This window comes from Halarchaeum sp. P4, assembly GCF_051195175.1.
Lineage (GTDB): Archaea > Halobacteriota > Halobacteria > Halobacteriales > Halobacteriaceae > Halarchaeum.
Map to the genome: position 1 here is coordinate 736,222 of NZ_JBNTKC010000001.1, position 9,499 is coordinate 745,720.

At 56.2% G+C, this 9,499-nt stretch carries 13 protein-coding genes; 6 read left to right on the forward strand and 7 right to left on the reverse strand.

Annotation, left to right across the window (positions count from 1 at the left end; translation table 11 throughout):
* Positions 1-153 precede the first annotated feature (153 nt).
* The 3 genes from ACQUS8_RS03935 to ACQUS8_RS03945 are packed head-to-tail and all read left to right on the forward strand — an operon-like array spanning position 154 to position 1,665.
* Entirely contained in the window at positions 154-696 is a 543-nt protein-coding gene (locus ACQUS8_RS03935; RefSeq protein ID WP_435097211.1) for a type IV pilin, read from the forward strand.
* 56 nt (positions 697-752) lie between these two features.
* Positions 753-1,268 carry a DUF7549 family protein gene (locus ACQUS8_RS03940; RefSeq protein ID WP_435097214.1) on the forward strand — a complete coding sequence of 172 codons (516 nt, stop codon included), beginning with the start codon at positions 753-755 and terminating at the stop codon, positions 1,266-1,268.
* A gap of 43 nt (positions 1,269-1,311) precedes the next feature.
* A complete protein-coding gene (locus ACQUS8_RS03945; RefSeq protein WP_435097217.1) occupies positions 1,312-1,665 on the forward strand; it encodes a TRAM domain-containing protein in 354 nt (117 codons plus the stop codon).
* A gap of 70 nt (positions 1,666-1,735) precedes the next feature.
* Here the strand turns inward: ACQUS8_RS03945 and ACQUS8_RS03950 are convergent, their stop codons facing one another.
* The 5 genes from ACQUS8_RS03950 to ACQUS8_RS03970 form a co-directional block, all read right to left on the reverse strand.
* Positions 1,736-2,506 (reverse strand): bacterio-opsin activator domain-containing protein, encoded by a 771-nt coding sequence (locus tag ACQUS8_RS03950; protein WP_435097220.1) that lies wholly within the window; start codon positions 2,504-2,506, stop codon positions 1,736-1,738.
* Positions 2,507-2,698: 192 nt separating this feature from the next.
* Positions 2,699-3,760: a tyrosine-type recombinase/integrase gene (locus ACQUS8_RS03955; protein WP_435097223.1), complete on the reverse strand. Its 1,062-nt coding sequence runs from the start codon at positions 3,758-3,760 to the stop codon at positions 2,699-2,701.
* Positions 3,757-3,888, reverse strand: a complete 132-nt coding sequence (locus ACQUS8_RS03960; protein ID WP_435097226.1) for a hypothetical protein — start codon at positions 3,886-3,888, stop codon at positions 3,757-3,759. Before ACQUS8_RS03960 ends, ACQUS8_RS03955 begins: the two co-directional genes overlap by 4 nt.
* Positions 3,881-4,153, reverse strand: a complete 273-nt coding sequence (locus ACQUS8_RS03965; protein WP_435097229.1) for a hypothetical protein — start codon at positions 4,151-4,153, stop codon at positions 3,881-3,883. The genes ACQUS8_RS03960 and ACQUS8_RS03965 overlap by 8 nt, the downstream gene beginning before the upstream one ends.
* Positions 4,150-4,503 carry a PadR family transcriptional regulator gene (locus tag ACQUS8_RS03970; protein ID WP_435097232.1) on the reverse strand — a complete coding sequence of 118 codons (354 nt, stop codon included), beginning with the start codon at positions 4,501-4,503 and terminating at the stop codon, positions 4,150-4,152. The genes ACQUS8_RS03965 and ACQUS8_RS03970 overlap by 4 nt, the downstream gene beginning before the upstream one ends.
* Positions 4,504-4,886: 383 nt before the next feature.
* Here ACQUS8_RS03970 and ACQUS8_RS03975 point away from each other — a divergent pair, with 383 nt between their 5' ends.
* The 3 genes from ACQUS8_RS03975 to ACQUS8_RS03985 all read left to right on the forward strand — a co-directional run bounded on the left by ACQUS8_RS03975 (position 4,887) and on the right by ACQUS8_RS03985 (position 6,329).
* Positions 4,887-5,201 (forward strand): hypothetical protein, encoded by a 315-nt coding sequence (locus ACQUS8_RS03975; protein WP_435097235.1) that lies wholly within the window; start codon positions 4,887-4,889, stop codon positions 5,199-5,201.
* Positions 5,202-5,203: 2 nt separating this feature from the next.
* Complete coding sequence (locus ACQUS8_RS03980; protein WP_435097238.1) at positions 5,204-5,509, forward strand: repressor phrH2; 306 nt, start codon at positions 5,204-5,206, stop codon at positions 5,507-5,509.
* Between the two features lie 124 nt (positions 5,510-5,633).
* The gene (locus ACQUS8_RS03985) at positions 5,634-6,329 is read left to right on the forward strand and encodes a hypothetical protein (RefSeq protein ID WP_435097240.1); all 696 of its coding nucleotides are present in this window, start codon (positions 5,634-5,636) and stop codon (positions 6,327-6,329) included.
* Positions 6,330-7,586: 1,257 nt separating this feature from the next.
* Here ACQUS8_RS03985 and ACQUS8_RS03990 read toward each other — a convergent pair.
* Together ACQUS8_RS03990 and ACQUS8_RS03995 are read right to left on the reverse strand one after the other, a co-directional pair.
* On the reverse strand, positions 7,587-8,246 hold the full coding sequence (locus ACQUS8_RS03990) for a hypothetical protein (RefSeq protein ID WP_435097243.1): 660 nt from the start codon (positions 8,244-8,246) through the stop codon (positions 7,587-7,589).
* A 61-nt stretch (positions 8,247-8,307) separates the two neighbouring features.
* Positions 8,308-9,354 carry a hypothetical protein gene (locus ACQUS8_RS03995; RefSeq protein ID WP_435097246.1) on the reverse strand — a complete coding sequence of 349 codons (1,047 nt, stop codon included), beginning with the start codon at positions 9,352-9,354 and terminating at the stop codon, positions 8,308-8,310.
* Positions 9,355-9,499 lie beyond the last annotated feature (145 nt).

Genomic DNA, 9,499 nt, shown 5'->3' on the forward strand with positions numbered 1-9,499 from the left:
TGCCGCTACCGCGGTATCTCGGCCGTCAGGCACTTCTCCCCGTGTTCGCTGGGTCCCATCGGGCATGTGGCAACGTGGGCACGGCCACGATGATTCCAAATCGTGGACGACAGCAATAAAAACAGTAAAGTTGTATTGTATGAATACGTGACTATGGACGTACTGGGGGTCTTCAGCGACGAGCGGGCCGTCTCACCCGTCGTCGGCACGATACTCATGGTGGCGATCACCGTCATCCTCGCCGCCGTCATCGGCGCCGCGGTCTTCGGTATCGTCGGCGATATCGGACAGACGGCGCCGCAGGCGACGTTCGAGTGGGATTACAACAATAGTACGAGCGACACGCTGACCGTGATGCACGCGGGTGGAGAATCCATCAAGCGAGAGCAGCTCGCGTTTAACACTACTGGGGCGACGGTACAGGTTCCTGGTGAAAACGGTGAGTACGGAGACAGTAATGACCAGTACCTCCGTGCGCGTCCAAAACAGGTTATCGGCGATAATGGAACGATGCAGGCTGGCGACTCCGCTACCGCGAACTACTCGGATTTTGAAAGTTACACGAGCCTCTATGGATGGTCGACTCTACACGATGGTAGACTTCACCTCAACGGTTCCACGGCCACACTTGTCTGGAACGGCGGCGAGCGCTCCGCCGTCCTCTCCGGGTGGGAAGGACCCGACGAGAATGAGTAACGCCGTCGAGTCCTGACCGGACACGCTTATACGGCCGTCGGCGGTAGGCGACGCATATGCCTCGCTGGACCGCTCCCGAGTACGAGAACCCGCTCGCCGTCCTCTTCGTCTGGGTGAGCGCGCTGCTCCCGTGGGAGGTCGCCTACGCGACGCTCTCCGGCCCGAACGTCTCCGTCCTCTTCGTGCGCTGGCCGCTCTTCCACCTCCGTCGCGTCACCGACCTCACGAGCGCCGGCGGCAGTAGCACGATGGTCGCCACGTCGCTCGGCGCCTACCAGTATCAGGGTACGACGACGATGGCCACCGGCTACCTCGTCTGGACCGTCGTCTCCGTCGTCTTCCTCGCGCTCCTCGCGTTCAGCGTCGCGTTCTACCTCCGCGAGGAAGCCGTCACGGCGCGCGTGCGGCGGCCCGCGCGCCTCGTCGGCGCCACCCTCCTCCTCACCGGCATCGGCTACCTCGTCGCCGCCGCCGCCATCTACAAGACTGGCTTCGGCGGCCTGCACGTCCCCCTCGGCGCGCTCTTCCAGCTCGCCTTCGGTGCCGTCCTCCTCACGAACGACCCCGCCTGAGCGGGCCGTTCGGCATAAGTACGCCCCGACCCACGCCACCCGTATGGTCTCTCTCACACTCCTTGCCGGCGCCGCCGGGGCCGTCCTCGCGCTCCTCGGTCTCGGCTATGGGTGGCGTCGCCGCACCGCCGAGAAACGCAAATCGAAGCGCGCACACGACGCCGCCCAGCAGCGCGACCCGCCGGTCGACATCGGCGACACCTACGAGTTCGGCGTCACCGACTTCAGCGACCACCACTCCGGCGAACGCGTCGCCGTGGGCAAAGTCGAGGGCTTCGTCCTCTTCACCGAGGACGTCCCCAGCGACGTCGCCGAGGGCGACGTCATCCGCGCGAAGGTCATGTCGTTCAACAACGGCCACACCTCCGCCGACGCGAAGTTTCAGGGTCGGGTGTAGGTGCCGCCGCGCACAGACATCGTCGCAACGATAGCTACGTCTCGGAGCGTTCGCGACTGCCGACGAACCGTCAATCAGTCTCGGCGTCCGCACCCGACGCATCAATGAAGGGGTGGGTCGGCTCCGCCACCTCATCGAGCGTCCCGTCTTCGAACAGCGCGGCGAGGACCGTCTGCTCGGCATTGTGGAGGCGTACGTCGAGCACGGCCTCGTCGACGTCCATCAGGCGCGCGAGTTCCGTGAGCGTCGTCTCTCGTGGCCACGCGTAGAACCCTTCCGAGACCGCCGTCGCGAGCACCCGGCGTTGGTGCTCCGTGAGTACGTCGTGGCTCTTCCGGAAGATGTCCGAGTGCTCGAACGACGGGAGCGTCCTGGCGCTCCCGTCCCGCGTGACGACGTCGACACCCTCGTGCGTGTCGAGGATCTGGCGGACGAGCGAGCGACCCTCCCCGCGCGGGAAGTCCGCGACGACTCGGCCGTCGCCGCTCTCCCCGCGGACGACACGGGGATACGCCCCGACGTCCGCGAGCGACACCGCGATACAGCCGCCCGCGACTTCGAACTCGAACAGGCTCACGTCGCCGTCCTCGCGGAGGAGCGTCGGTTCGACCTGCGGCGTCTCCTCCGCGATTCCGAGAATGCGGTCGGTATCCGCACCGTCGATGCGGAAGAACTCCGAGTAGACCCCGTCGCCCCGCGGAATCATCTCCTCGAGTTCGAACGTACAGGACTCGACCGCCGACGCCCCGACGAACGGATACGTCTCGTTCTCGACGCGGAACTCAACCGACAGGCGACTCGAAGAAGGAGCACCTGACCCCGTATCGTCCCTCCGGGCCATAACCAGACATAACGATGGCGGGTGTTCGGAAAAATCATCTGGCCGACAGCGTGCCGGGACGCGAGACTCGTTCCGAGTACAGACGTGGGAAACGGAAACCCGAAGCTCCCTACCGGAGTTACTTCGAGGAGAATGGGGCCGGAGGGCTCGCGGGGTGTTTCTGCACACCCACCTACCTCGGCGATCGCTTGCTCACTCATCGGCATCGTCCTCCGTCGTCAGGTCGTTCATGATGTCGAGGTTCTCCGTCTCCGGACGTCGTCTCGCGAGTTCTTCCTCTAGGTCGGGCTTGTCGTAGTAGCGCCGAATCGTCTCCGGGGAGGCTGCCACGCGCTTTGCGACCTTCACGTAGCTGAGTCCCTGGTTCAACTGCCACGTGATGCTGCCCGTCCGGATCGCGTGCGGGCTTCGACTCGACGGGCACTTGCTCGAATGCTGGCGGTGGGTGTACTCGCACGTGTCGCGACGGCGGTTGTGCGGACACCCGGCGTAGATGCAGGGTTGAGTCGCCTGATACGCCCAGCACTGGATGCTCGTCTCGCTCGCGCGCCCGTGCGTCGTCGAGAAGAGCGGCTTCCGGCCCGCGTCGTCGCGCTTCTCCGGACGCTCGCGTGCGACGAACAGCTCGAGGGCGTCCGCGACGGGCTTCGGGACGGCGACGTTCCGCTCGTGTTCTTTCCCGTCCTTCAGGCGCGTCTCCGGCGGCCGATGGCGGAAGCGAAGTACGCGCTCCTCGGGGTCCCAGTCGCCCACGTCGAGCGACCGGAGACAGCTCGTGCGACACCCGACGTGCCAGAGCACTTCGAGGACTGCGTGTTGGACCGTCCCCGTGTGCTTCACGCTGTCCCGGTAGAAGTTCAGGAGGCCGCGCGCGTCGTCGGCGGCAAGCAAATCGTCGTTCGTCTGATCGTCCTTCGAGAGACGCGGAAGCGTCACCTTGTCGGGCAGGTCTTCGTCGACGACTTCGATGTCGGCGCAGTACTTCAGGAGTTCCTTCAGCGCGCTCAACTTGCCCTTCACCGTCGCGGGCGCGTTGCCCTGCTCTTCCAGGTGGCGCTCGTACTCGTCGATGAGCCACCCGTCGAGTTCGCGCATCGACTCGATGCCCTGCTCGTGCGCCCACATCACGAACGCCTCCGTCCGCTGGCGGTAGCTCCGGACGGTGTTCGCCGTGTTCTTGTTCTCGCGCTTGCGGATGAAGCGCTCGGCGGCCTGCACGGGCGTGATGTCGCGGCGCGAATCGCGGTCGCTCACCGGTCGGCCCTCCGCGTGAACATGAGGACGTCCGGCTCGCGCTCGTCGCCACAGGCGGGACACTCCTCGACGTCGTCGAAGGTGACGACCGAGCAGCGCTGGCAGACGTAGAGCTGGTCGCTACTCATCGTCGTCACCCATCCAGTCGGCAAGCTCGCTCGCACGGACGAACTCGTCGCGTTCCTCCGCGGGGTCGGCTTCAAGGACGACGTCACCCGCGTCGTTCCGGCGGACGGTGACTTCGTCGCCCACCTCAGCACCGATCGCGTCGAGGGCGGGCGCGGCCAGCGTGACGTGCTTCCCGCCCGTCGACGTCTCGAAGACCGAGTAGCGACGCGGCAGGTCTGGCGCGTGGCGCTCGTAGCTTCCCCGCTCCGATGGTTCGCCGCTCATGCGTCGCCCTCCGAACCCTCGCCGTCAGCGACGACGCGCGCGGCGGCACCGTCGCGAGCGTCCGCCACCTCGTCGTGGGCGACGTCGAGCAGCGACGCGCCCGCGGGCGTGATACGGTACTCGTTCGTCCGCCGGTCGAGCGCCGACTTCTCGATGAAGCCCGCCTCGACGAGCGTGTCGAGGTTCGGGTAGAGGCGACCGTGGTTTACCTCCTCGCCGTAGCGCGCTTCCAGCTCGCGCTTGATGGCCAGCCCATAGACCTTCTCGGCGTCGTCTTCGAGCGACGCCGCGACGAGCAGGATGTCACGCTGGAACCCGGTCAGGTCGTGCCACGCGTGCGTCTGGTTCATTCGTCCGCACCTCCCTCGCGCGTCGCGCACGTGCGACAGGTCGCTCGGCCGTCCGGCAGAACGCCGACGGCGGCGCGGGCTTCACACACCTCACACGGTGTGTCGGGGGCTTTTTCGGTAGGCAGTGCTTCCGGTCGGTCGTGCGGCTTCGGCCGCACAATGGCAGTCTCATCCATGGTTACGGAGTGAGACGCCCTTTTGGGCCGTGTTCCAGCACGGCCCGCCTTCACCAACCAACAAGAGTCATCTTCGACCAACTGGGGCGTCTGTCTGTACTGTAACACTCTGTGTGCATAAATGCACGGGTAGTGCTGTAAGGTGTTTTTAGTGAGTTATAGTCCGATACCCTATTCATACGTACGCTGAGAGAGATTATGCGCTTAATGAGAAAATCCGGGTCGTGGCAGAGTGTATGGGACGACCGGATTCTTGAGTATCTTCGAGAATGCGAGACGGGGACTGCCACGGAGATGAAGGAAAGCGGGTATTTCAGCGTCTCTCGCTCACAGTTGTCCCGCCGACTAAGCAAGCTCGCTGACCACGATCTCGTTCGTCACCTCGGTAACGGTGTCTACACGATCACCGACGAAGGGGAGGCGTACCTCAATGAGGAATACGACGCCGAAGCGGGCGTCTACATCGACTCGGAAGGTGGGAGCGAACCAAGCGCAGCGGAAACGGAGGCAAACGGAGCATAGCCATGCGAATGCGAAAGACCGGTGCGTGGCAACGTGCCCCCGACGACCGCATCCTCGAGTATCTCCGCGATCACGATGTCGCCGGCGCGCACGAGATCGCCCGCGACATCCAGTACCCGATTACCGTTCATCGTGTTCGCCGCCGACTCCGGGTACTTGCCCAAGCCAGCTACGCCGCGCCGCTCGACGACGACTACGACCTGTTCGAGCTGACCGTGTGGGGACAGTTGTACCTCGAAGGCGAAGTTAGAGCGGATTTGCTGGTGCCAGAGCCTGACGAGCGGAGGGAGGGGTACGTGTTGGGGTGAGAGAAAGTGTCTTAAGAAAATATTATAGCATGATTTTCTGTGAGGTTGGTGATCCTAGCAACTGCATAAAGCCGCTCATCGCTGGATGGATTTATGTAGATCTGCCTGAATTGATAGAATAGAGATGCAAGCTGGTATTCTTGGAGAGGTGCAAGGAGACTTCGAAGATCCGCAATCTTTCCATCAGACACATCACCAAGACGGGACTACATTCACCAGGTCATTCCAAATACGGCAAAATGACCACCTTGAATCTGGTATACCCGTATATCAGGGAGAAGCAGCAATAGAGGTCGTGGATGAAAGTCAAACGGTACAGATTGACGAAGAATCAGGGAATATTTCGGTGACTTCCGCACCAGAACGGCGGGGTAAATACACCCGTTTTATTATTATACCAGATAACATTATGGTCGTCGCCAGTTCAGATGGTGACTTTGCGTTCGATCTCCTTTCCGAAGCGGTTCCTTCCGCTGGAGTCCTTCAAAGTAAACTAGATCTTAATTCTTTTGCAGAAGATTACTATTCTGCCGATGGTGTTGATCCTTGGCAGGTAGGCTTCTTCGGAAATATTGGACAAGCCGAGAAGGGCATCGTTTATGGAGAAGACGTCTTTAACGATAGCGAGATGGGCGATCTCTTAGAGAGATCAGAGGTTAATCAGCTCGGATTAGAGTATGAATTCCGGGGGGAAACTGTTAAAATGACATCGGCACGCAGCGGCTACGTTGAAGTGTACAATCCATCTAATTGGGATTACACAGAATATGCACAATATCTATCGGATGAAATATCCAAATACACAACTACAAGAATCTAACTAGGTGATAGCATGAGTTCTTATGAACGGCTAGTAAAAATCGTCTATTCATATTTAGGATGGACGGTGTTTTGTTTATCGATCGTCGGACTAGTTGGATATGTCTACTTTCGCCAAGTGAATTTCATACAGAGTCCGACATATCTGGATGTGGTGAAGGTTTTTGGTTCAATTGCTCTTTCAGCTGCTCTATTCGCTCTATACGGAAGAATGTCAACTATACAATCTAATCAGACAGGGATACAGGATACACAGACCCAAATTATGGACGCACAGCTTCGGCCAGTCGTCGAAGTTCAGGATATTTCAGCGACAGACGATCGGCTTGAGGTTAAGCTAAAGAATATGGGAAATGGTATTGCACGCAATCTGCGTGTTTCAGTTCACATTTTATGCTACAACTCCAATACGGGGTCTAACTTTTACTGTCCTCCTTCAAATAGGGCTGACAAATTAGAGTCAAAGTACGGATCTATTGGCCAACTCCCAGCAGGGGAATCGACGAATCTGACTGCACAAATCCATACCCGCTCGATCACTAATCCAGATTTAGATCGGCTACTGGGCGCGTCTCTGAGCTCCTTAGTAAGCCAAACCGATGGTGGGTACGATCAAACATATTATCAGATAGAAATAAGATATGATCAACATATGACCGAGGGTCCCGAATCAACTTTTCTTCCCCCTGCTCGGGCACCTCTCGGGTCACAGCCAGATATGGAATCTTTGCTCATAAATGGTGAATCTGTTCGTGGTGAATTTTCATTCTACGCTGACCAAGATGAGTATGGATTCCAACCCCCTGGTGATCATTAGACTACTCAAATGTACGACTATGGATTTGAATAGGATTACTAGCAAGAGTTATGTTAGTACCACGGTCTCTAGCACGAATTGACCCTGAGCATTCGCCTCGAAAGCTTTCATCAATTTCAATTCTAAGACGAATGACGATCATACTCGGGAGTTCTTCGAATTCTACCTCTTGACGGTCCTCAATATAGTTAAAGTATCTATTTGTCTGGGATATCGTCACTACTAAAGGCTCTGTAAGATCTAAGCGAAGAGTTCTTCCAGACATTTCTTGTTTCGCTGCCAGTACAGCTATGCCTGGTGTATGGTCAGTAACAAGAATACTGTCATCAGACCACCGTTCATTGTGCTGATCTGACCTTGCTTCAAGGCGAGTTGAATTCTGTAGGGCTAATCGAATAGCTCCTATATAGGAATGAGTCCTTCGGAGATCAATATCGCTTATCATTCAGATGCAAATGCTGATTCAAAATGCTGCAATACATATTCTCGAATTTCGCAAGACTCGTCATCAATTCTAATCTGATCGTCCGAATACACGACAGTTGTGGAATGCTCCGTCCCATTGACTTTCTTAGTGAAACGGAGCTGTAGACGCTCAATGGGGTTCGTTTCAAGACGACCATCAGAAGGGTCTTCAATAGTCACAAGATCACCCCTGGAATCCAGAATCTCCGCTTCAATTAGACGATCAGCTCGATTAATGAAGTCAGATATAGAGGAAGCCTTCGGGCGAAGTTCTGCCATCTCTTCAGGCGAGAAGTCACCGGAATCCTCTTGGCTGGATACAGCTTCTGCAAGCGCCTCTAATACCTTCTTAGCGTTTGGCACACTATTCTCTGACTCGGAAATTATAAGCTGAGAATGCTGGCGTATCTGGAACCTCCCTCTCGATTCTGTTGGCGATCCAAAGAGGGGTTCAGACTCGTATTCGAACGTCCCATAGATTATGTATGGTTGGTCAAAGGGATAATTCTGGGGAGAAACTAGGATCTCCCTCTCTGCTTCGTTCTCGAAGACAAACTCAAAATTTTCGTAGACAAGCTCTTCGACACGCTCAGCGGGGGGCTGACTCGAGATCCGCCGAACGCTGTCTACAGTCATGGGAGCTACTTATGCTTGGGAAATCGTGCTGATGAACTATACGGTTTGTGGCGCACGAATATTAATTGTTCTCCTCATGGCTTCCCCACTCTAGATCGGAATACTTTGACGGGTCTTCACCGCGCTTCTCTGCATAGTCTGTGACTAACTCACTCAGGGGGAAGTCATACTCGGCAGACTGAGGTAGATCGGCAGCGCGACGGTGGAGCTTCGCGAAAAATTTTGGGCTTACATATTTCTCTGTAGGATCTAAACTCGTCCACTCATCGTATAATCGAATAAGACGCCGCAGGAAATAGAGAGAGAGCAACATCCGAATGAGGTGAGGGCTGTCATCAATCGAGTTCTCAACTTTGACATGGATTCGTCCAGTTGTGTAGTCCCGGACATTCGTCTGTATATTTGCGGTTATATCATAGTCTTCAAAGCTGAATCTCCCCTCGATTTCGCGGATCTCGTAGTTAAGGAGGATCCCAGCAATGACTGGAAGAGCATGAGTGGCATTTAGTGAATTACGAACTTCGTTTTCTTCTCCATATGCTCCGATATCTCCAGACATTCGCACATCAGAGAGATTAGAGATGCTAATTCCGTTTAACCTCTCATCCTCATCATATTTCTTGAGAAGATACAGAAGAAAGTCGGGTTTGATCGTTAATGGTTCCAGTTCAACCTCACCACTCCAGTCTTCATGGAGTCGCTCCTTGAGATCACTTACTTTTCCATGGCTTCCTTGAAAGAAGGCATAATCTGGGTTATCCCAATGGAAGTAGGAACTATTGGTCGATCGTTCCCATCCACTGGTCGGATCCCCCTCTTCGTCAACTAGTTCATCAGGCTGATTATAGCTTTCAGATTTGAATTCTTGGATAAGTGTTTCAGAGGCAACCTTCTTCAGCGACGGCTTAATTGCATCATACCTATCAAAGTAATTGCTTAATTCAATCTGTTTAAACCCCGACTTCTCCTCACCTGGTGTCCCTCGATCGAAAGACGTGAGCTCGCTGAGTTTTTCACCGTCAAGGTCGTCAGAATCAACAGAGATAGTCCGATATATTCCATTAAACACCAGCGTTCCTTCGTAAGTGAATTTGTCATTGTCTGCCATTAGTGCTGTAGAATGACTGAAGTCATATTAACATTGAGGTATTCTCACTCGACAAGGGAGCTCTCAGCTGGTGCTAGGGAATCAGATATTTCACTAACAGTGTCTTCTATCTACGATTCGTATCTCGGTGCTCAAACTACAGACA